Raw genomic sequence first — 21222 nt, forward strand, 5'->3', positions numbered from 1 at the left:
AGTACAGAACCTCATCTGTGCTAGCACAGAAGTTGGCTTCCAGCTGTGTCGACTCCAAGGTGAACGCAGGAAGTGTACGACTCTGGAGGACAAGATGCGGAACGTTCTGATCTCGGGAGCCGGCGTGGCCGGCGGGACCCTCGCCTGGTTCCTGGCGCGCCAGGGCTTCGCCGTGACGGTGGTGGAGCGCGCGCCCGGCCCGCGCACCGGCGGCCAGGCGATCGACCTGCGCGGGGTGGCGCTCGACGTCGTCGACCGGATGGGCCTCGGCGACCGGCTGCGCGCGCTGCGCACCCGGATGCGGGGAATGTCCATGGTGGACGGTCAGGGCCAGGAGCTGTTCCGGTCCGAGGAGTTCACCTACAGCAGCGGACGGCTCGACAGCGACGACTTCGAGCTCCTGCGCGACGACGTCGTCGCGATCCTGCACGAGGTGACCGACGTGGAGTACGTCTTCGGCGACGCGATCACGGCGCTGACCGAGGAACCGCACGGCGTGCGCGTGGAGTTCGAGCACGCCGGCTTCCGGACGTTCGACCTGGTCGTCGGCGCGGACGGCCTGCACTCGGCGGTGCGGCGGCTGGCCTTCGGGCCGGAGGCGGAGTTCGTCCGCCACCTCGGCCAGTACCTGGCGATCTTCCCCACGGCCAACTTCCTGGGCCTCGAGGACTGGCAGGTCTGGTTCCGGCACGAGGAGACCGGCGGGGCGATCTACCCGGTGCGCGACAACACCGAACTGCGCGTGACGCTGGGCTTCGGCTCGGAACCGCTGCCGCGGATGGCCGTCCCGGAGCAGAAGCGGCTGATCGCCGAGCGGCTCGGCGGCGTCGGCTGGGAGGTGCCGAAGCTGCTGAAGGCCATGGCGGACGCGGAGGTGTTCTACTTCGACGCGATGGCCCAGATCCACCTGGACCGCTGGTCGGCCGGCCGCGTGGTGCTCGTCGGGGACGCCGGCTACTGCGCGTCCGCGTTGTCCGGCCAGGGAACGAGCCTCGCGCTCGTCGGCGCGTACGTCCTCGCCCAGGAACTGGGCCGCGCGGACCACGAAACCGCCTTCGCGGCTTACGAATGGCGGATGCGGCCGTTCGTGGCGCTCAACCAGGCGCTCGCCACGGAGAACCCGACGGGCGGCCCGTCGGAGGAGTCGACCGAGCGGGCGAAGAACGCCATCTCACTTGAGGAAGTCCACTAGCGCCGCCGAGGTGCGGTCCGGCGCCTCGAGGTGGGGGAAGTGCCCGACGCCCGGCCAGAGCTCCGGCTCGGCGTGCGGGCCCGCCCAGCGCACGGACGCCGTCGCCGTCTCGGGGAGGATGCAGGTGTCGTCGGCACCGTGCAGCTGCAGGGTCGGCGCCGCGATCCGCCCGCCCACGGCTTCGGTGAACCGGCGGCCCTCACCGCGGAACTGCGCGCGGAACGCCCAGCGGTAGTACTCGAGCGCGCTGTGCGCGACGCCGGGGACGAGCATCGCCTGCCGGAAAGCCCCGACGCTGCCGTCGAAGTCCGAAGTGGACCGCCAGCGGCTCCCGGCCCAGGCGCCGAACAGGTCCGCGACGGCCTGGGCGTCGTTCTTCACGAGCCACTTCTCCGGCGTCATCGGCACCTGGAAGCGGAAGAGGTGCCCGGCCGCGCGGCCCTGACCGCGCCACGGGCGGACCGACGAGCGCAGCGCGAGGGGGTGGGCGGCACCGATCGCCGTCACCGACGCGACGAGCCGGGGGTGCAGCGACGCGACGGTCCAGGCGAGCAGGCCGCCCCACGCGTGCCCGACGAGGTGGGCGCGGCGCGCCCCGAGCGACTTGATCAGGCCGCCGACGTCTCCGGCGAGCGTCCACGCGTCGTAGCCGCGCGGCGGCTTGTCCGAGTCGCCGTAGCCGCGCAGGTCGACGGCGACCGCGCGGAACCCGGCGTCGGCGAGCGCGCGCAGCTGGTGGTGCCAGGTCCACCAGAACTCGGCGAACCCGTGCAGCAGCACCACGAGGGGCCCCTCGCCGAGCTCGGCGACGTGCAGCCGGATGCCGTTCGCGGACACGTCGCGGTGCGCCCACGGGCCGTCGAGCCGGACGCTCGACGGGTCGGGGGACGGGTGCAACGACTCAGTCGCGCGTGGTGGTCAGGTCGGCGTCGGGCGCCTTGTGCGGCTTGAGCGCGGCGGCCGTCTCCTTGACGCTGGCGATCGTCCGCTCGGGCGCCTTGAACTTCTTCACCTTGCGGTAGCCCAGGAACGCGGTCGCGCCCACGACCAGCAGCATCAGGACGAACACGATGCCGAACGCGCCCCAGCGGTGCAGCGGCCGGAACCAGTCCGCGAGGCCTTCGGACAGGAAGAAAAAGAAGAAGAACGAGCTGTACAGCAGGACTGTCAGCGCGATCAGGAAGTAGATGGCCCCCTTGAGGCCCTTCTTCACCTCGCCGACCAGCTCGGACTTCGCCAGTTCCATCTCCGCCCGGACCAGGGTCGAGATGTGCTGGGTCGCGTCGCCGACGAGCCTGCCGATCGACTGGTCGCCGGGGACGTCGGTGTCGGAGGACAGCGGGAGGTAAGGCACGGCCCCCACGCCGTCGGGGCCGGTGCGTTCGTGCTTGGGGCTGCTCACCGGGTCATCGTGCCATGTGTCCGGAAACCGGGCGCGGCGGCGTCACAGTGTGTCGGAGATTCTTGCGTGGACCTTGCTACGGCGGAGTAGCAAGGCCGCCGCCAGGAGGGACGCCGTCGCCGACGCGATCAACACCGCCGCCTTGGTCAGCTCGCTCGTCCCCTCGGGCAACGCCAGCTCCGCGATCAGCAGGCTGACCGTGAACCCGACCCCGCCGAGCACGGACAACGCGGCCAGGTCCCGCCAGCCCATCCCGCGCGGCTTTTCCGCCAGGCGCAGCTTCACGGCGAGCACGCTCGCGCCGAGGATCCCGATGACCTTGCCGATCAGCAGCCCGGCGAGCACCGCGAGCGGCAACGCCGTCGTGAACACCGCGCCGAGCGCGTCGCCGCTGACCGAGACCCCGGCCGCGAACAGCGCGAACACCGGCACGGCGCCGGCCGCCGACCAGGGCTGGAGCCGGTGTTCGAGCCGCAACGCGGGTGCCTCGGCCTCGCCTGCGTCGGGCCGGACGCGGGTGAGCAGGCCGAGCGCGACGCCGGCGATCGTCGCGTGGATGCCCGCCGAGTGCACGGCGACCCAGACGACCAGCGCGAGCGGCACGTAGAGCCACGGCGTGCGGACCCGGCGGTGCTGCAGGAAGGCGTACAACGCGAGCGCGGCCACCGCCACGGCCACCGCGACCAGGTCGAAGCCGGTCGTGAAGACGACGGCGATGACGATGATCGCGCCGAGGTCGTCCACCACGGCCAGCGACAGCAGGAAGACCCGCGCGCTCGAAGGCAGGTTCGACGCGGTGAGCGCGAGCACGCCGAGCGCGAACGCGATGTCCGTGGCGACCGGGATCGCCCAGGCCCGTTCGATGCCCGGCGTTCCCCAGCCGACCGAAAGCGCGACGAGCGCGGGCACGACCATGCCGCCGACCGCGGCCACGACCGGCAGGATCGCCTGCTTGAACCGGGACAGCTCGCCGATGACGAGCTCGCGCTTGAGCTCGAGGCCGGCGACGAAGAAGAACAGGGCGAGGAGGCCGTCCTTCGCCCAGTCGCCGAGCGTCAGGTCCAGGTGCAGGAACTCCGGGCCGAGCCGGAAGTCGCGCAGCGCGTGGTAGCTGTCGCGCAGCGGGGAGTTGGCCCAGACCAGGGCGACCGCGGTCGCGCCGAGCAGGATGAGCCCGCCGGTCGTCTCGGTGCGCAGGTAGCGGGCGAATTCGCTGAACGGGCGGGTCATCGGGGCGGCTCCCGGGGTCGCTGATCACTGTTGCCGACCAGACTTCCCGGCGCACCTTGACGTTATTTTAGTACTTTTTGTCACGGATCGTTATGGCCGCCGCCACACGGGGTGTCGGTGGTGGGTCACCAGGTGGGCTCATAGCATGCCAAGCGACAACGAAGTCCGAGACAAAGGATGACGACAGTTGTGAGCACCTCTACCGAGGTCCAGCAGGACACGAGGTTCTTCGGGCACCCACGAGGGCTGGCGAACCTCTTCGGCGTCGAGATGTGGGAGCGCTTCTCCTACTACGGGATGCTCGGCATCCTGCCGATCTACCTCTACTACAAGGTCGACCAGGGCGGTCTGGGCCTGGCGCAGGAGTCGGCGCTCGGCATCGTCGGCGCGTACGGCGGCCTCGTGTACCTCTCCGCCGTCGTCGGCGCGTGGGTGGCCGACCGGCTGCTCGGCTCGGAACGGACGTTGTTCTACAGCGCCGTGCTGATCATGATCGGCCACATCAGCCTGGCGCTGCTGCCGGGCCTGGCGGGCATCGGCGTCGGCCTCGTGTGCGTCGCGGTCGGCAGCGGCGGGCTGAAGTCCAACGCGACGGCGATCGTCGGCACGCTCTACGCCGACGGCGACGAGCGGCGCGACGCCGGCTTCACGATCTTCTACATGGGCGTCAACCTCGGTGGCTTCGTCGGCCCGCTGCTGACCGGGCTGGCGCAGACCGAGGTCGGCTTCCACCTCGGGTTCGGCCTCGCCGCGATCGGCATGGCGCTCGGCCTGATCCAGTACACGCTGGGCCGCAAGAACCTCGGCGACAAGGCCAGGGAGATCCCGAACCCGCTGCCGTCGTCGCGGCGCGCGCTCGCGGTCGGCGGCGCCGTCGTGCTGGTCGCCGCGATCGTCGTGCTCGTGGTCACCGGCGTCGTCAACCCGGGCAACCTCGCCGACGTCGTCGTGTGGGTGGTCGGCGTGATCTCGGTGATCTACTTCCTCGTCATCCTGACGAGCGGCAAGATCACCGGCGTCGAGCGGAGCCGGGTGTTCTCGTTCATCCCGATGTTCATCGCCAGCGCGGTGTTCTTCTCGCTGTACCAGCAGCAGTTCACGGTCGTCGCGGCCTACACCGACCAGCGGCTGAACCGGAACCTGTTCGGCTGGGAGATGCCGGTGTCCTGGGTGAACTCGATCAACCCGGTGTTCATCATCGTCTTCGCCCCGATCCTGGCGGCGCTGTGGACGAAGCTCGGCGAGCGCCAGCCGTCGACGCCGATGAAGTTCGTCCTCGGCACCGTGCTGATGGGCGCGGCGTTCCTGCTGTTCCTGCCGATGGTGGGCAGCGGCAAGAACGCGAGCCCGATGCTCGCGATGGTCGGCATCCTGTTCGTCTTCACGATCGCCGAGCTGTGTCTCTCGCCGGTCGGGCTGTCGCTGTCGACGAAGCTCGCGCCGGAGGCGTTCCGGACGCAGATGGTGGCGCTGAACTTCCTGTCGATTTCGTTCGGCACGGCGATGTCGGGCAAGCTCGCCGAGTACTACACGGTGGACGACGAAGCGCCGTACTTCAGCACGGTCGGCGGGGTCGCGATCGGTGTCGGCGTGCTGCTGTTCCTGGGCATCCCGTTCATCCGCAAGCTGATGAAGGGCGTCCACTGAGCTGATGCGCCCTCGGCGGGAAAGAGTGCCTCGGGCTGGCTAGCCCACGGTGACCCCGAAGATCACCCCGACGAAGTAGGTTACGAGCATGGTGAGCGCGCCGACGCCGACGTTGCGGAGGATCGCGCGCCCCACGTTCGCGTCGCCGAGCCTGGCGCTGATGTACCCGGTCAGCGTCAGGCCGACGACGACCGCGGCCGCGCATGCCCACACCCGCAGGGAGACGCCGGCCCAGGCGATGGACAGGATCGGCAGCAGCGCGCCGACGGAGAACGCGAGCAGCGACGCCCACGCCGCCTGCCACGGGCTGGTCAGGTTGTCCGGGTCGATGCCGAGCTCGGCCTCGGCGTGCGCCTGCAGGGCGTCCTTTTCGGTCAGTTCCCGCGCGACGCGGCTGGCGAGGTCCGGCGAGAGCCCCTTGTCTTCGTAGATCCCGGCGAGCTCGCGCTCCTCGGCCTCCGGCATCGTCTTGAGCTCCTGCTTTTCCAGCCGGAGCAAGGCCTGTTCGGTGTCGCGCTGGGTGCTCACGGAGACGTATTCCCCGCCGGCCATGGAAAAGGCGCCGGCGACGAGCCCGGCGATTCCGGCGGTGAGGATCGTGGTGCTTTCGGTGGTCGCGCCGGCGACCCCGACGACGATGCCGGCCACGGACACAATCCCGTCGTTGGCCCCGAGAACCCCGGCCCGCAGCCAGTTCAGCTTCCCGCCGACGCCCTGGTGCGGTTCGTGGGCGTGCTCCACGGCAATATCGGTCACCCGACAAGTGAAACACGAATGCGGAATCGTGGCGAGACTTGTTCTTTTTGTCAGGTACGCCTAATTGATGCGTGCCTTACCTAAGCCGTCCTGTGTGGACTCTCAGCCGCGATGGGTCATGATGTCGGGTATGGAGGAGCAGGTGTGGCAGCCGCTGCGGACGGTGGAGGGCCTCCCGCTGCACGGCGGCGAGGGCCGCTTCCGGCTGCTGGAGACGGCGTCGAGCGGGTTGGCGTATTTGATCCACTACCCGGCGGGGGTGGCATCACCGACGCACGCGCACGACCACGACTCGATCGTCTACGTGCTGTCGGGCCGCCTGCGCGGCGCGGTGGACGGGGTGGAGGCCGTCCTTGAGCCCGGCGATTCGGTGGTCCACCCACGCGGGGTGGCCCACCATGTGGAGGCGCTGACGGACTCGATGTGGGTGGAGTTCAAGTCACCCCTGCCCGGCCGGCCGCCGATCGCCTGAAAAGCGGAAACGCCCGGCCCCGCTCAAGGCGGAACCGGGCGCTTCCTGGAGTGAAGCCTCAGGCGTCCAGCTCGGCGAGGGCCTGCTTGGCCTTCTCGAGCTCGGCCTCGAGCGCCGCGACCTTCGCCGCCTGCGCCTCGCGGGCCTGGTTGATCACCTCGTCGATCGGGCCGGACAGGTCCGCGTGCAGCTCCTTGGCCGCGCGCGACACCGCCGCCGCGGGGATCTCCAGACCCTTCGCGACCCACTTCGAACCGTTCTTCAGCTCGGCCTGCCACTCGCCGTCGGCGGTGCCGGTGACCGTGAGGATCAGCTCGACCGTGCGGGTCTTCTTCGCCGTCGACGCCGTCGCACCCTTCGGGCGGCCGCGCTTGGGCTTGGGGGCCTCTTCCTCGGCGGCCGGCTCGGGCGAGCCTTCCGGAGAGGGGGACGCGGACTCGGCGACAGCGGCCTCGGCGGCGGGAGCCTCCGGTGCGGAAGCCGGGGCCGAAGCCGTTTCCTCGTCGTGCGTCAGGACATCCACGGTCATCGTCGTGTCGTCTCCTTGCCCGGGGAAGGGGGTGTGGTTCGCGGCACAGCGTAGAACATGCGTTCGAGCCGTGCCACTCGGGGGGTCATGACAGAGCCCTCCCGGCGCGAAGCCGGAAGGGCTCTGTCAGTGAGAACGCTAGCTCACTCCTCGGACTTGCCCGACTTCAGGCCCGACGAAATCAGGTCCATCACCGACGAGTCGGCCAGCGTGGTCACGTCGCCGACCTGCCGGTTCTCCGCGACGTCGCGCAGCAGCCGGCGCATGATCTTGCCCGAGCGCGTCTTCGGCAGCTCCGGCACGACCATGATCTGCCGCGGCTTCGCGATCGGCCCGATCTCCTTGGCGACGTGGTTGCGCAGCGCCTGGATGGCCTCCTCGCCGCCGTCGACCGCGTTGCCGCGCAGGATCACGAACGCGACGATGCCCTGGCCGGTCGTCGGGTCGGTCGCGCCCACGACCGCGGCCTCGGCCACCGTCGGGTGCGAGACCAGCGCCGACTCGACCTCGGTCGTCGAAATGCGGTGGCCGGACACGTTCATCACGTCGTCGACGCGGCCCAGCAGCCAGACGTCACCGTCGTTGTCGTACTTCGCGCCGTCGCCGGCGAAGTAGAAGCCCTGGTCCTTGAACCGCGACCAGTACGTGTCCTTGAAGCGCTCTTCGTCGCCCCAGACCCCGCGCAGCATCGACGGCCACGGCTTGTCGAGCACCAGGTACCCGCCGCCGCCGTGCCCGACCTCCGTACCGGTGTCGTCGACGACCTTCGCGGAGATGCCCGGCAGCGCCTTCTGCGCCGAACCCGGCTTGGTCGACGTGACGCCCGGCAGCGGCGAGATCATGATCGCGCCGGTCTCGGTCTGCCACCACGTGTCGACGATCGGGGTCCGGCCCGCGCCGATGTTCTCGCGGTACCAGATCCACGCCTCGGGGTTGATCGGCTCGCCGACCGAGCCCAGCACCCGCAGCGACGACAGGTCGTACTTCTCCGGGATCTCCGCGCCCCACTTCATGAACGTGCGGATCAGCGTCGGCGCCGTGTAGTAGAGGGAGACCTTGTACTTCTGGATGATCTCCCAGTGCCGCCCCTCGTGCGGGGTGTTCGGCGTGCCTTCGTAGACGACCTGCGTGACGCGGTTGGCGAGCGGGCCGTAGACGATGTAGCTGTGGCCGGTGATCCAGCCGATGTCCGCGGTGCACCAGTAGACGTCTTCGCCTGCCTTGTGGTCGAAGACGTTGTGGTGCGTGTACGCCGTCTGCGTCAGGTAGCCGCCCGACGTGTGGAGAATGCCCTTCGGCTTCCCGGTCGTCCCGGACGTGTAGAGGATGAACAGCGGGTGCTCGCTGTCGAACGCTTCGGGAGTGTGCTCTTCGGACTGTCCGTCGACGAGCTCGTGCCACCACAGGTCGCGGCCGTCGGTCCACGGGACGTCGCCCTCGAGCTTGTCGCCCGTGCGCTTCACGACGATGACCTTCTCGACGGTTTCGGCGCCTTCGAGCGCTTCGTCGACATTGGCCTTCATCGGCGCGGCCTTGCCGCGGCGGAACTGGCCGTCGGAGGTGATCACGATCTTCGCGGCGGCGTCGTCGACGCGGGCCCGCAGCGCGGTCGGGGAGAAGCCGCCGAAGACGACGTTGTGCAGCGCGCCGATCCGGGCGCACGCGAGCATCGCGAAGATGGCCTCGGGGACCATCTGCAGCTGGATCGCCACGACGTCGCCGGCGGTGACGCCGAGGGACGCGAGTGCGTTGGCGGCCTTGGAAACCTCGGTCTTCAGCTCGGCGTAGGTGATGTCCCGCGTGTCACCCGGCTCGCCGACCCAGTGGATCGCGACCTGGTCGCCGTGCCCGGACTCGACGTGCCGGTCGACGCAGTTGTACGCGACGTTCAGCTTGCCGCCGACGAACCACTTCGCGAAGGGCGCATTGGTCCAGTCCAGTACCGTGGTCCACTTCGTGTCCCACGTCAGCCGCTCCGCCTGCTTCGCCCAGAACGCTTCGCGATCGGCGTCCGCTTCGGCGTAGAGATCGGCCTTCGCGTTCGCCTGGCCAGCGAATTCGTCACTGGGCGGGAACGTGCGGCTCTCGGTGAGCAGGTTGTCCAGGGCTGGGGACTGCTCGGTCATGGTTGCAAGGCCTCCTGTAGTGCGCCGACATGACGGCTAGCGGCACGCTAGCGACGTTAGTCCGCCTTGTAAAAGGTTGCACCCACGTTGCCCGGCCGGTTCACCTCGCCAGGCGAGCCCCGGTGACTAAGCGTTCGTTCAGCCGGGCCTTCGCGGCCGGCCACTCCGGCGCCAGCATCGAATAAAGGACGGTGTCGCGGGACGAGCCGTCCGGCCGGATCCGGTGCGCTCGCTGCACTCCTTCGCGAAGCGCGCCAAGCCGTTCGATGGCGCGTTGCGAACGCAGGTTGCGGATGTCGGTCTCCCACGCGACCCGTTGCGCGCCAAGGGTTTCGAACGCGTGCTGGAGGAGGAGCAGCTTCGCTTCGGTGTTCAGCGCGGTCCGCTGCCAGTCCGCGCCGATCCACGTGTGCCCGATCGACAGGATCCGGTGCTGCTCGACGACCTGGTAGTACGACGTCGTCCCGGCGACGCGGCCGGAGGCGACGTCGATCTGCGCGAACGCCCGCCGGTCGGAGTCGGCGAGTGCCTGCTCGACCATCCGCTCGGCTTCGGGAAGATCCCCCGGCTGCCGGATGCTCAGCCACGCCCAGATGCCCGGATCGGCGCCCGCCTCGAGCAGGCCCTTGGCGTGCTCGGGCGTCAGCGGCTCCAGGCGCACGTGTTCGCCGGACAGGGTCGGTTGGGTGCTCCAGTCGCTCACTTGATCACCGTAAGCGGAGCATTGGCTTCCTGTGATAGCCAATTTTCGAGCATTGTCAAAGGCCACTTCGAGGTTGCCTATGCTCGGCTGACCACGACGAAGGGCGAGATCGATGGGCGAAGAGCGGGAAGAGCTGAGCTGGGAGCTGTTCGGCACGGCGAGCCGTGAACTGGCTCACACCATCGCCGACGACGGCTTCGTGCCGGACCTCATCCTGTCCATCGCCCGCGGCGGGCTGTTCGTGGCCGGCGCGCTCGGCTACGCGCTCGACGTGAAGAACCTGCACGTGATGAACGTCGAGTTCTACACCGGCGTCGACCAGCGCCTCGACCTGCCGGTGATGCTGCCGCCGGTGCCCAACGTCGTCGACCTGACGAGCAAGAAGGTGCTGATCGCCGACGACGTCGCCGACACCGGCGCGACGCTCAAGCTGGTCCGCGACTTCTGCCTCGAGCACGTCGCCGAGGTGCGCTCGGCGGTCGTCTACGAAAAGCCGCACTCGACGGTGAAGTGCGAGTACGTCTGGCGGCACACCGACCGCTGGATCAACTTCCCGTGGTCGGTGCTGCCGCCCGTGGTCTCCCGCGAAGGCCAGGTCCTCGATGCCTGATCCGCTCAAGCCCCTCCTCGGCCTCGAAGGCGTCGCGGCGGCGGCGAAGTCCGCCCAGGACGCGGTGTTCGCGGTCCACCGCCTCCCGGCCAACCTCCGCGGCGGCGCGGCGACCGCGGCCGAGGCGTCGGTCCGCGCGGCCCGCGCGTCCGCCGGCATCGAAGGCGCGAACCCCGAGCTGCCCGCCGACGGCGCGGTCGCCGACCCGGTCCTGGCCGGCGCCCTGCGCGTCGCGGAGACCCTCGAAACGTTGCTCCCGACGTGGCGCCGCGCGCCTCTGCAAGCCTTGGCGCGCTTGCACGTTCTCGCCGCGGCCGACCTCGTCGACGACCTGGACGCGTTGGGGCGCCCGCATTCCGGTGGCGGCCGGCTCGAGCTGCTGGCCCAGCTCGTCACGGGCGCGACGTCGGTGCCGGGCCCGGTCCTGACGGCCGTGGTGCACGGGGAACTGCTGGCGCTCAAGCCGTTCGGCAGCGCGGACGGCGTCGTGGCCCGCGCGGCCGCCCGGCTGACGATGATCGCGACCGGCTTGGACCCGAAGGCGTTGAGCGTTCCCGAAGTCGCGTTCTTCCGCCGGGTCCCGCGCTATCTCGAAGCAGCGGAAGGCTTTGCGAGCGGGGAGCCCGAGGGCGTCCGCGCGTGGCTGCTCTTCTGCTGCGAAGCGTTCGAAGCCGGTGCGCGGGAAGCAAAGAGCATCTCGGACGCGGCTTCTTAAGCCAGGACAGCGTTCAGCAGTCCCGGAAACCGCTTCTGCAAATCTTCGCGGCGCAGCACGATCCATCGCCGGCGGCCTTCGACGGTCGTCGTGGTCAAGCCCGCTTCGCGCAGCACGCGCCAGTGGTGCGACAGCGTCGCGGCGGTGATGTCGAGGTCGTACTCCTCGAGCGCGCAGCTGCGCGGCTCGGTCTCCTGTGACAGCTCGCGGACGATCTCCAGGCGCACCGGATCGGCGAGGGCCTGCAGCACCGTCACGATGTCGATCGCCTCGACTGCCGGCTGGGGCAGCGTCCTGGCCACCGCGGCCACATTCGGATCGTTTCGACAACGGCCGGTCTGCGCGGCCGCAGGCCGCCGATCCCGACTGGGCTCGATGGCTCGCGATCGTCTGGATCGCACGCCCGGAAGCCCCAGCTGTCAAGCCCCGGCAGCCAGCCCACACCAGCAGCCCCCGCCCTTCCCTTGGGGGGCGTCCCCGAGTCCAGTCTATCGGCAGCGGCCGACAAAACCGCCGAAACGCCTCGATGGCAGCTCGGTTGTCCACATCTGCGAGCGCCTGGGGACAACCGCCGATCGGCTGGGCCGGCGCTACCATCCGAGCAGGCGCCTGGCACCTCGCTCGCCGCCGCGGCCCAGCAGCTCACCGTGGTCGCCCTGGCGCGGCTGCTCGCCGCGGTGGGCGCGGCCGCGTTCCAGTCCGACGCCTACGTCCTCGCGGGCGCCCTGTCTTCCGACGAGCGGCGGGGCCGGGCGCTGTCCACGGTCGCCGCCGGCATGAGCGTCTCGATGGTGCTCGGCGTCCCGATCGGCGTGCTCGCGGGGCAGTGGTTCGGCTGGCGCGCGGTGATGTGGGCGATCGGGGTCGTCGCGGTCGTCGTCGCGGCGCTGATCCCGGTCATCCCCGAGGTTCGCGTGCCCGCGGCGGGCCTGCGGGAGCGGCTCGCGGTCGTCGTGCGGCCGGCGGTCGCCCGCGTCCTGCTCATCACGGTCCTCGGCACGCTCGCCGGCTTCACCGTGTTCGGCTACCTGCCGGTGCTGGTCGCCCCGGTCGCGAGCGGCGCCGTGCTGTCGTGGGTGCTCGTCGGGTTCGGGCTCGGCCAGCTCGCCGGGACGACGGTCACCGGCCACGCGACCGACCGCCTCGGCCCGGCGCGGGTCCGCGCGCTTTCCCTGGCCGGCACCGCGGTCGTGCTCGCCGTCGTGGACCTCGCGGTGCGGTCCCTGCCTGGCGCGCTGCTGTTCGCGGTGTTCGCCGGCGTCTTCGGCGGGATGCTGATGGTGCCGCAGCAGCACCGGCTCTTCACGATCGCGCCGGACGTCCCGACCGTCGCGCTGGGCGTCAACGGCTCGGCGATCTACGTCGGCGGCGCGCTCGGCCCGGCGCTCGGCGGGATCGTCCTCGCCGCCGCGGGGCCGGGGTGGGTCGGTCCCGCCGGGGCGCTCGCCGCCGTCGCGGCGCTCGCGCTGTGCGTCAACCGGACAGCTTCGCCGACCACTTCTCTTCGATCCGCCCGAACCGCCACACGGCCAGCGCGATGACCCACGTCAGCACGAACAGCCCCACGATCCCGAACCCGACGTAGTCCAGGTTCACCGAAGCGATCGCGGCCAGCGGTCCCGACGTGATGTCCAGCTTCTCGGCGAGGATCGACACCAGCTCGATGGTCCCGATCACCAGCGCCACCGCGACCGAAAGCGCGGTCACCGTGATGTTGTAGAAGATCTTGCGCACCGGCTTCGCGAACGCCCAGCCGTAGGCGAAGTTCATGAAGCAGCCGTCCACGGTGTCGAACAGGCTCATCCCGGCCGCGAACAGGATCGGCAGCACGAGGATCGCGTACCAGGGCAGGGCGAACGTCGCGGCGCCCGCGGCCAGCACCAGCAGGCCGATCTCCGTCGCGGTGTCGAAGCCCAGCCCGAACAGCAGGCCGACGGGGTAGATGTGCCACGGCTTGCGCACGGCCTTCGTCGCGCCGCGCAGCAGCCGGTTCATGACGCCGCGGTTGTCCAGCTGGTGCTCCAGCGCGGCTTCGTCGAACTCGCCGTGGCGCATCCGCCGGAAGACCCGCAGGATGCCGACCAGCACGACGAGGTTGAGGATCGCGATCACGTACAGGAACACGCCGGACACCGACGTCCCGATGAGGCCCGTCGCGTTGTGCAACGCCGAGGAGTCGTCCTCGACCTGCCCGGCCAGCGCGCGGACACCCAGCGACAGCAGCAGGCACAACGCGAACACGATCGTCGAGTGCCCGAGCGAGAACCAGAACCCGACCGAAAGCGGGCGCTGGCCGTCGGCCATCAGCTTGCGGGTCGTGTTGTCGATCGCCGCGATGTGGTCGGCGTCGAACGCGTGCCGCATGCCGAGCGTGAACGCCGTGACGCCCAGCCCGATCCCGAACACGCCCGTCGTGCCCAGCGCGTAGTGGTGGGGTGCGACGAAGGCCGCCAGCACCACCCAGCCCACGACGTTGAGGAGCAGGACGAACCCCGCCATCCCGCCGATCGACACCCACTCGCGGCGCGAAAGCCCGCGCCGCGAGTCGTCCGTCCCCACCATCGCCACCCGCCTTCCCTCATCTGAGAGGTTAGACAGGTGAACAGATGATGGTCTAGCTAGCGCGCACCCGCACCAGGTCCAACGCCTTCCGCACGTGCCCACCGGACGCGTGCAACGCCTTCGCGGCGCTCTTGACGTCCTCGCCGGACAGCAAGTGCACCAGCGCCACCTTGAGGTCGCCCCCGGCCTCGGTGAGCGCGTCCGAGCAGTCCGCCATCGTCATGCCGGTGGCTTCCTGCAGGATCCGGATGGTCCGGCCGCGCAGCTTCGCGTTCGTCGCCCGCATGCTGACCATCAGGTTCGAGTAGGTCCGGCCCAGCTTGATCATCGTCGCCGTGGAGAACGACGTGAGGATCATCTTCTGCGCCGTGCCCGCCTTCATCCGGGTCGAGCCGGCGATCGCCTCCGGACCGGTGTCGACGGCGATGAGCACGTCGACGCCCGCCGGCTTGGCGGCCTTCGGGTTGCCCGAGACGAGCCCGGTGCGGGCACCCTGGCGCGCCGCCGCGGCCAGCGCGCCCAGCACGTACGGCGTCCTGCCCGACGCCGTCAGCCCCAGCACGAAGTCGCCCGGCTGGACCATGGCGGCCATTTCGGCCGCGCCGGCCCCGTCGTCGTCCTCCGCGTTTTCGACGGCGCTGCGCAGGGCCTTCTCGCCGCCGGCGTGATGCGCGATGAACCAGTCCGCCGGCACGTTGAACGTCGGCACCAGCTCGGCCGCGTCCAGCGTGGCCAGGCGCCCCGACGTGCCCGCGCCGACGTAGTGCACCCGCCCGCCGGACCGCAGGGCGTCCACCGCGTAGTCCACCGCGCGCGCCACCTGGGGCAGCACCGCGGCGACGGCGCCGGCGACCGTGCGGTCCTCGGCGTTGATCGCGCCCAGGATCCCCGCGGTGGACATCAGGTCGATGTCCGTGGTGCGGGGATTGCGGGTTTCGGTCGGCGAATCGACGTGCACCGCCTGCGTGGGGACGGTCATCATGCGCCTCACATTTTCTCCGGTCATTACTTGCCGGTTTCCCGCGGACGGCGACGACCGTCCGGCCTGACCCCCAAGCGGTGCGAGCCGACCGCGTCCCTGGTCGCGTCCAGGGCGCTGACCGACGCGTCCATGTGCCGCTGCGCGACGCCGATGAACAGGCAGTCGATGACGGTGAGCTGGGCGATGCGGCTCGCCGTGGCCCCCGAACGGAAGGTGGTTTCCCGCGCCGCGGTCGTCAAAACGTAGTCGGCGACCTCGGTGATCGGGGAGCGCGGGAAGTTCGTCACGGCGATGGTGATCGCGCCGTGCTCCCGGGCCACCCGCAGCGCCTCGACGGTGTCGGTGGTCGCGCCGGTGTGCGAGACGCCGATCGCGACGTCACCGGGGCTCAGCACCGCGGCCGAGGTGAGCATGATGTGCGTGTCGGACCACGAGAAGCAGACGCGGCCGATGCGGTGCAGCTTCTGCTGCAGGTCCGCGGCGACGAACGCGCTGGCGCCCACGCCGTAGACGTCCACGCGGCCGGCGCTGGCGACGACCTCGATCACGCGCTCGAGCGTGGCGACGTCGAGCTGGTCGGCGGTCTCTTCGACGGCGCGCGCGTCGGCGAAGCTGACCTTGCCGATGACGGCGGCCAGGTCGTCCTCCGGGCCGATCTCGCCGCCGAGGTTGCGCGTGGTGCGCGCCTCGGTGCGGGCGGTGTCCGCGGCCAGCGCGATGCGCAGCTGCGGGTACCCGCCGACGCCGACGGCCTTGCAGAACCGCGTCACCGTCGTCTCACTCGTGTTGGCGGCCAAGGCCACCTCGGTGATGCTGCGTCTCGCCACCGAGGCGGGATCTTCCAGCACCACCTTGGCCACGCGCTGCTCGGCGCGGGCCAGTCCGGGGAGCAGGGACCGGATCCGGACCAGCGGGCTGGCGTCCGCGTCCCGCACGGCCGGCTGGACCGATACGGGCTCGGACGGTGCCGTGCCGACTACGGATTCGGTATCACTCACCGTCGGAAAGTTACTAACCGTTGGCATCTGCGACAAGGCTACCCACACCCTTCGGTCGGATCGCAACCCGTCCGTGTCTGCGGATCTGGATTTGCGATTAATCACTGACCAGAAAGTCGCCAACCAGGTCGGTCTTGTTAACGAGGTCAAGCTAACGACTTGGCAACTTAGTGTCGCGGTGCAAGCAGCAAGCGGACGGTAAATTCGGCCGAATGTTCGACGGTCAGCGACAGTGCCGTCACCTTGAGCTCAAGTGCCAACCCTCCGCGACGAACGCGGCAGGGTTTCGTTCACCGTCGAGGAGTGATCGGCCGCTCTCGGTGACTTTCACACCGTCGACCGAAACGCCGCGGCCCGTGTAATTGGGGTCGGTGCTGTAACGCCACCGCAGGCTGACCGCCGTACCACGCGGAAGCGTGCCCGTGGCCCGCCACCAGGCACGGTGCCCGTGTCCGGAGAGCGACGTCACATCTCCGGAGGGTGCGCCCGGACCGGAAACCGAGAGCGCGATCGGTTGCCAGTTCACCCCGTCGGTGGACGCCTGCAGCTGAAGTGGATCAGTGCTTCCTTCGGTGTCCACGAAGGCGTAAAAGGACACGCGTGCTTGATCACTTTGCGTAGTAAACGGGCCGGTACTCAGCGTGGCGACGCTCGCGTTACCCAGCGTGCTCGTCCAGGCGTCCTTCCCTGCTTTGGGTTCGACGGCCATCGCCCTGGCCAGCGACGTCGCCCAGACCTGGCGCGCGGTGTTGATCGAACCCCAGTTGCGGGTCGGGTGCACGCGGTTGGTCAGCAGGATCGCGAAGGAGCGCGACTCGGGGTCGATGACCAGCGTCGTCCCGGTGAAGCCGGTGTGCCCGGCGGTGACCGGCGACGCCAGCGCGCCCATGTACCAGGGCTGGTCGAGCTCGAAGCCGAGGCCGTGCGCGTCGTCCGGGAACTGCTGGTTGTAGTTCGTCAGCATCATCTGCCGCACGGTGTCCTCGCGGAGGATCCGGTGCCCGCGGTAGCTGCCGCCGTTGAGCATCGTCTGGGCGAGGACGGCCATGTCGTTCGCGGTGCTGAACACGCCCGCGTGCCCGGCGACGCCGCCGAGCGACCACGCGTTCTCGTCGTGCACGCTGCCGCGGACCATCCCGCGCGGCGGGTTGGCTTCGTACTCCGTCGCGGCGATCCGGTTCAGCTTCGACGCGGGCGGGTTGTACCCGGTGTCGACCATGCCGAGCGGCGCGGTGATCCGGTCGTGGACGACCTTGTCGAGGCTCTGCCCGGTCAGCTTCTCGACGATGAAGCCGAGGGTGAGCAGGTTGATGTCGGAGTAGAGGTAGGTCGTGCCCGGCTTGTTCTTCAGCGGGCTGTCGAGCACGGCCTGCCGGCGCGACGGGATGTCCGGGTAGCCGGCCCACAGCGAAGGGATCGGGTCGGCGTCGAACCCGGAGACGTGCGTGAGCAGCATCTTGACCGTGATGGCGGCCTTGTCGCCGGTCGCGAACTCCGGGAAGAAGCGGCTCACCGGGGTGTCGATGGTGAGCTGACCGCGTTCGACCAGCTGCAGCACGGCGATCGAGGTGAACAGCTTCGAGATCGACGCCATGTCGAAGATGGTGTCGTTGCGCATCGGCACCTGCTGGCCGGCGGGCAGTTCGGTACCCGCGGCGTCGGCGTACCGCAGCGCGCCGCCGACGGCGTAGCGGTCGACGACCACGCCGTCGTGGGCCAGCAGGCCGACCGCGCCGGAGAAGTGCGGGTGCCCGGTGGCATCCGGTTTCGTCCAGCTCGCCAGGAAGTCCTCGGCGGCCTTGATCGGCGCCGGGTCGAGGTTGACCTCCTGCGGCCGCCCGTCGCGCAGGGTCGTCCACGGCGCGGCGAAGCCGTGCTGCGGCCGGTCGAAGCGGCCGGCGTCGTCGTGGCGTCCGATGGCGCTGGCTCCCGAGGTCAACGTGGTCAGCGCGACCAGCACTCCGGTGGCCGCGGCGATGACCTTCCTAGCACGCACGAGTTCCCCCTCAGCGGTAGAGCAGGTAGTGACGACGTCTGCGGTCGAACTCGGCGAGCTCGGCCCGCCAGGCCCCGGTGACCTCGTCGACGCCCGCGCCGGCGTCGACCATGGTCCGCAGGCGATCGGACCCGGAGAGCTTGTCGATGTAGTTGTCCGGGCGCCAGGCGAAGACGTCCGGGTGCAGCGCCTTGGCCGTCACGAGCATGGCGACCGCGGTGCGGATGGCGTCGAAGGACCGCGGGTCGCCGACGCCGACCTGCACGCCACCGCAGGTCTGGTTGACGAACTTGCTGAACGTCGGCACGAAGTAGATCTCGCGGAACTTCGTCCCGGGCAGCCGCAGGTCTTCGAGCTTCTCGCGCCATCGCCAGTCGAGCCCGGGCGCGCCGATGATCTCGAACGGCCTGGTCGTGCCGCGGCCTTCGGAGAACACCGTGCCCTCGAACATGCCGGTGCCGGGGTAGACGAGCGCCGTGTCGGGCGTCGGCATGTTCGGGCTCGGCAGCACCCAGTTCAGGCCGGTCTGCGCGAAGAGCGTGTCGCGCTGCCAGCCGCGGACCTGCACGACGTCAAGGTGCGCGAGCCGGACGCCTTCGCCGGGCAGGAACTCCTCGGCGAAGAAGCGGGCCAGCTCGCCGACGGTCATGCCGTGCTGCTGGACGATCGGCTTCCGTCCGATCCCGGACGCGAACTTCGGGTCGAGCAGCGGGCCCGCCGCCCGGCCGCCGATCGGGTTGGGCCGGTCGAGCACGACGAACGCCGCTTTGACCTGCGCGGCGGCGACCATCGCGGTGTAGAGCGACCAGATGTAGGTGTAGAAGCGCGCGCCGACGTCGGCGATGTCGAAGACGACCGTGTCGACGCCCGCTTTGGTGAACAGCGTCGCGAGCTTCGCGGCGTCGACGCCGTACGCGTCGTACACCGGGACGCCCGTGCGAGGGTCGGTGTAGTCGCCTTCGGAGCCGCCGGCCTGCGCGCTGCCGCGAAAGCCGTGCTCGGGCCCGAAGGCCGCGACCGGCTTGACGCCGGCCGCGACCATCGAGTCGACGATGTGGTCGCCGTTCAGCAGGACGCCCGTCGGGTTCGACAGGACGCCCAGCTTGCGGCCCTTCAACGACCGCCAGCCCTGCGCGGCCAGCTGCTCCGCGCCGGTGAGGACCCGGCCATGGCTCTGGGCTTGGGGCTCGGGCTGGGCTCCGGCCACCGCGGAGCCGCCCGCGAGAGCCGGGACCGCCAGCGCGCCCGCGCCGAGGAAGTGGCGCCGGTTCACGTTCACCAGGTCAGCCCGTGGCCGAAGGGGTACTTGACGGTGTGCACGTCGGTGCCCGCCGGAATGTCGACCGGCAGCTTCCCGACCGGCTTCGTCTCGCCGAGGATCACCTTGGCCAGGGCTTCGAGCGTCGGCCCGATGTAGCCGTAGGTCGCCAGCCAGGTCTGCACGGCGCTCGGGTAGCCGGCGTCGTACGGGATCTGCGCGGCGACCGCGACGACCGGCTTGCCGGTGGCGCCCACGGCGTTCAGCAGCTTGGTCTGCAGGGGGAAGCCGCCGATGTTGTTGGTCAGCACGACGACGAGGTCGACGTTCTTGGCGTTCGCGACCGACTGCGCGATCTGGGCGTCCGTCGGGGCCTGACCGGTTTGGTACGCCGTCGCGGCCGTGCCGTGGGCGGTCAGCTTCTGCGCGAGCGTCGTCGTCGTGGTGGCGCCCCAGCCGGTGACGAGCGCCGTGGCGGGCTTCTGCTTCAGCGGCAGCAAGCCGGCGTCGTTCGCGACGGCCGTGATGCCGCGGTCGGCGATGTCCTGGGCGGTGGCGAGGTTCGCCGGCGTGCCGACGGTCTTCATCACGCGGTTCGGGTCGACGAACGGCGCGAAGAGCATGCCGCTCTTGAACTTCAGCTTCAGCACCCGCAGCACGCTCTGGTCGATCCGCTGCATCGGGATCTCACCGGACTTCACGGCGGCGAGCACCGAGTGGATGGCGACGTCGAGGTGCACCGGCATGAGCAGCTGGTCGACGCCGGCCTTGAGGGCCAGGACCGGGATCTCGGCGTCGCTGTGCAGCTCGCGCACGCCCTGCATCTCGAGGGAGTCGGTGATGACGACGCCGTTGTAGCCGAGTTCGCCCCGCAGCTTGCCGGTGACGATCGGCTTCGACAGCGTCGCGGGTTCGAGCGACGGGTCGAGGCTGGGGAACTGGATGTGCGCGGTCATGATCGAGTCGACGCCGGCCTTGATGGCGGCCTTGAACGGCGGCACGTCGGTGGCGCGCCACTGGTCCTCGGTGCTGTCGATCCGCGGCAGGCCGGTGTGGCTGTCGGTCGGCGCGGCGCCGTGGCCGGGGAAGTGCTTCGCGGTCGCGGCCACGGACTTCTGGAAGCCCCCGACCTCGGCGGTGACGAAGTCACTGGCCAGGCCGGGCTGCCCGGCGAAGGACCGGACGCCGATGACCGGGTTCACCGGGTTGGAGTTGACGTCGGAGTCGGGCGCGAAGTCCTGGTTGATGCCGACGGCCCGCAGCTCCTGGCCGAGGATGGTCGCCGCCTTCGTCGCGCGGCCGGTGTCCCGCCCGGCGGAGATGGCCATGGCGTTCGGGAACTCGGTGGCCGGCGCGCCCATCCGGGTGACGGTGCCACCCTCCTGGTCGGCGGCGACCTGCAGCGGGATGTGCGCCCCGCTGGTGATGGCGGCCTTCTGGAGGCCGTTGGACAGCTTCGCGACCTGCACGGGGTCGTCGAAGTTGTCGCGCGAGTCGTTGTTGAAGTAGATGACGCCGCCGAGGTGGTACTTCCGGACGACCTGGGCCGGGGTGTCGACCCCGAAGTCGGTCTGGTTCTTCGGGTTCACCTCGTCGGCCGACTTGCCGTTCACCCACGTCACGAACAGCTGCCCGACCTTTTGCTCGAGCGTCAGTCCCCGCAGCACTTGCGACGCCGCGGCTTCCGCCTGCGCGTCGGCGCTCACCCGCGGTGCGCTCGCCGCGGTCGCGACACCCACACCGGTGAGGGCGAGCACCCCCGCGACGGGCAGGGCGAGCGCATGGAACCTCCGATTTCGGGTCGTCACGACCAGCCTCCCAGAAAGTTGCGGGCGCCCGGCGGACGTGAGAAGTCCACTCGGAGGCGCCAGTATCGGGAAGCTACTCACCGAATCCGTCGATGTCCATCGACCGTCCGCGCGAACGGTCCGGTCGTACCCGGATCGGTAGGAAAGTCGCCGTTCGCACCATGTGCGGCGCGGCCGAACGGGCGGCGGACCACCTCGGCGACTGGGCTGTCCCCGGCTTCGCCGTCGCCGGGCTT

20 protein-coding genes are annotated in these 21222 nt (G+C 70.1%); 6 read left to right on the forward strand and 14 right to left on the reverse strand.

Annotation, left to right across the window (positions count from 1 at the left end; translation table 11 throughout):
• The first annotated feature begins 94 nt into the window (after positions 1–94).
• Complete coding sequence (locus ABFJ78_RS05315) at positions 95–1192, forward strand: FAD-dependent monooxygenase (RefSeq protein WP_436384551.1); 1098 nt, start codon at positions 95–97, stop codon at positions 1190–1192.
• Here ABFJ78_RS05315 and ABFJ78_RS05320 read toward each other — a convergent pair.
• The 3 genes from ABFJ78_RS05320 to nhaA are packed head-to-tail and all read right to left on the reverse strand — an operon-like array spanning position 1172 to position 3824.
• Complete coding sequence (locus tag ABFJ78_RS05320; protein ID WP_436384552.1) at positions 1172–2089, reverse strand: alpha/beta fold hydrolase; 918 nt, start codon at positions 2087–2089, stop codon at positions 1172–1174. The two genes, ABFJ78_RS05315 and ABFJ78_RS05320, sit on opposite strands and share 21 nt — an antisense overlap.
• Before the next feature lie 4 nt (positions 2090–2093).
• Entirely contained in the window at positions 2094–2594 is a 501-nt protein-coding gene (locus ABFJ78_RS05325) for a phage holin family protein (RefSeq protein ID WP_436384553.1), read from the reverse strand.
• Positions 2595–2636: 42 nt separating this feature from the next.
• Positions 2637–3824: a Na+/H+ antiporter NhaA gene (gene nhaA, locus ABFJ78_RS05330; RefSeq protein ID WP_436384554.1), complete on the reverse strand. Its 1188-nt coding sequence runs from the start codon at positions 3822–3824 to the stop codon at positions 2637–2639.
• Between the two features lie 189 nt (positions 3825–4013).
• On the opposite strand from nhaA, the gene ABFJ78_RS05335 reads away from it, so the two are divergent.
• Entirely contained in the window at positions 4014–5471 is a 1458-nt protein-coding gene (locus ABFJ78_RS05335; RefSeq protein ID WP_436384556.1) for a peptide MFS transporter, read from the forward strand.
• Between the two features lie 39 nt (positions 5472–5510).
• Here ABFJ78_RS05335 and ABFJ78_RS05340 read toward each other — a convergent pair whose 3' ends face one another.
• Entirely contained in the window at positions 5511–6227 is a 717-nt protein-coding gene (locus ABFJ78_RS05340; protein WP_436384558.1) for a VIT1/CCC1 transporter family protein, read from the reverse strand.
• A gap of 118 nt (positions 6228–6345) precedes the next feature.
• On the opposite strand from ABFJ78_RS05340, the gene ABFJ78_RS05345 reads away from it, so the two are divergent.
• Positions 6346–6699 carry a cupin domain-containing protein gene (locus tag ABFJ78_RS05345; RefSeq protein ID WP_436385386.1) on the forward strand — a complete coding sequence of 118 codons (354 nt, stop codon included), beginning with the start codon at positions 6346–6348 and terminating at the stop codon, positions 6697–6699.
• Positions 6700–6757: 58 nt separating this feature from the next.
• Here ABFJ78_RS05345 and ABFJ78_RS05350 read toward each other — a convergent pair whose 3' ends face one another.
• The 3 genes from ABFJ78_RS05350 to ABFJ78_RS05360 all read right to left on the reverse strand — a co-directional run bounded on the left by ABFJ78_RS05350 (position 6758) and on the right by ABFJ78_RS05360 (position 10057).
• Positions 6758–7228 carry a DUF6319 family protein gene (locus ABFJ78_RS05350; protein WP_436384559.1) on the reverse strand — a complete coding sequence of 157 codons (471 nt, stop codon included), beginning with the start codon at positions 7226–7228 and terminating at the stop codon, positions 6758–6760.
• A 143-nt stretch (positions 7229–7371) separates the two neighbouring features.
• Positions 7372–9354 carry an acetate--CoA ligase gene (gene acs / locus ABFJ78_RS05355; RefSeq protein ID WP_436384560.1) on the reverse strand — a complete coding sequence of 661 codons (1983 nt, stop codon included), beginning with the start codon at positions 9352–9354 and terminating at the stop codon, positions 7372–7374.
• Between the two features lie 100 nt (positions 9355–9454).
• Positions 9455–10057, reverse strand: a complete 603-nt coding sequence (locus ABFJ78_RS05360; protein ID WP_436384561.1) for a GNAT family N-acetyltransferase — start codon at positions 10055–10057, stop codon at positions 9455–9457.
• A 112-nt stretch (positions 10058–10169) separates the two neighbouring features.
• Here ABFJ78_RS05360 and ABFJ78_RS05365 point away from each other — a divergent pair, with 112 nt between their 5' ends.
• Positions 10170–10667 (forward strand): phosphoribosyltransferase, encoded by a 498-nt coding sequence (locus ABFJ78_RS05365; protein WP_436384562.1) that lies wholly within the window; start codon positions 10170–10172, stop codon positions 10665–10667.
• Positions 10660–11382 carry an oxidoreductase gene (locus tag ABFJ78_RS05370; RefSeq protein ID WP_436384563.1) on the forward strand — a complete coding sequence of 241 codons (723 nt, stop codon included), beginning with the start codon at positions 10660–10662 and terminating at the stop codon, positions 11380–11382. Before ABFJ78_RS05365 ends, ABFJ78_RS05370 begins: the two co-directional genes overlap by 8 nt.
• Here the strand turns inward: ABFJ78_RS05370 and ABFJ78_RS05375 are convergent.
• Positions 11379–11684: an ArsR/SmtB family transcription factor gene (locus ABFJ78_RS05375; protein WP_436384565.1), complete on the reverse strand. Its 306-nt coding sequence runs from the start codon at positions 11682–11684 to the stop codon at positions 11379–11381. The two genes, ABFJ78_RS05370 and ABFJ78_RS05375, sit on opposite strands and share 4 nt — an antisense overlap.
• Before the next feature lie 162 nt (positions 11685–11846).
• Here ABFJ78_RS05375 and ABFJ78_RS05380 point away from each other — a divergent pair, with 162 nt between their 5' ends.
• Entirely contained in the window at positions 11847–12923 is a 1077-nt protein-coding gene (locus tag ABFJ78_RS05380; protein WP_436384566.1) for an MFS transporter, read from the forward strand.
• Here the strand turns inward: ABFJ78_RS05380 and ABFJ78_RS05385 are convergent.
• From ABFJ78_RS05385 to ABFJ78_RS05410, 6 genes are all read right to left on the reverse strand, one after another.
• Positions 12856–13944 (reverse strand): HoxN/HupN/NixA family nickel/cobalt transporter, encoded by a 1089-nt coding sequence (locus ABFJ78_RS05385; RefSeq protein WP_436385387.1) that lies wholly within the window; start codon positions 13942–13944, stop codon positions 12856–12858. The genes ABFJ78_RS05380 and ABFJ78_RS05385 overlap by 68 nt on opposite strands.
• Positions 13945–13996: 52 nt before the next feature.
• Positions 13997–14926, reverse strand: a complete 930-nt coding sequence (locus tag ABFJ78_RS05390) for an N-acetylmuramic acid 6-phosphate etherase (RefSeq protein ID WP_436384568.1) — start codon at positions 14924–14926, stop codon at positions 13997–13999.
• A 23-nt stretch (positions 14927–14949) separates the two neighbouring features.
• Positions 14950–15924: a MurR/RpiR family transcriptional regulator gene (locus ABFJ78_RS05395; RefSeq protein ID WP_436384570.1), complete on the reverse strand. Its 975-nt coding sequence runs from the start codon at positions 15922–15924 to the stop codon at positions 14950–14952.
• A 238-nt stretch (positions 15925–16162) separates the two neighbouring features.
• Complete coding sequence (locus ABFJ78_RS05400) at positions 16163–17884, reverse strand: serine hydrolase (protein WP_436385388.1); 1722 nt, start codon at positions 17882–17884, stop codon at positions 16163–16165.
• 46 nt (positions 17885–17930) lie between these two features.
• On the reverse strand, positions 17931–19199 hold the full coding sequence (locus ABFJ78_RS05405; protein WP_436384571.1) for an exo-beta-N-acetylmuramidase NamZ family protein: 1269 nt from the start codon (positions 19197–19199) through the stop codon (positions 17931–17933).
• A complete protein-coding gene (locus ABFJ78_RS05410) occupies positions 19196–20935 on the reverse strand; it encodes a glycoside hydrolase family 3 protein (RefSeq protein WP_436385389.1) in 1740 nt (579 codons plus the stop codon). The genes ABFJ78_RS05405 and ABFJ78_RS05410 overlap by 4 nt, the downstream gene beginning before the upstream one ends.
• Between the last annotated feature and the right edge of the window lie 287 nt (positions 20936–21222).

Origin of the sequence: Amycolatopsis sp. MEPSY49 (assembly GCF_051337345.1) — a bacterium.
GTDB lineage: Bacteria > Actinomycetota > Actinomycetes > Mycobacteriales > Pseudonocardiaceae > Amycolatopsis.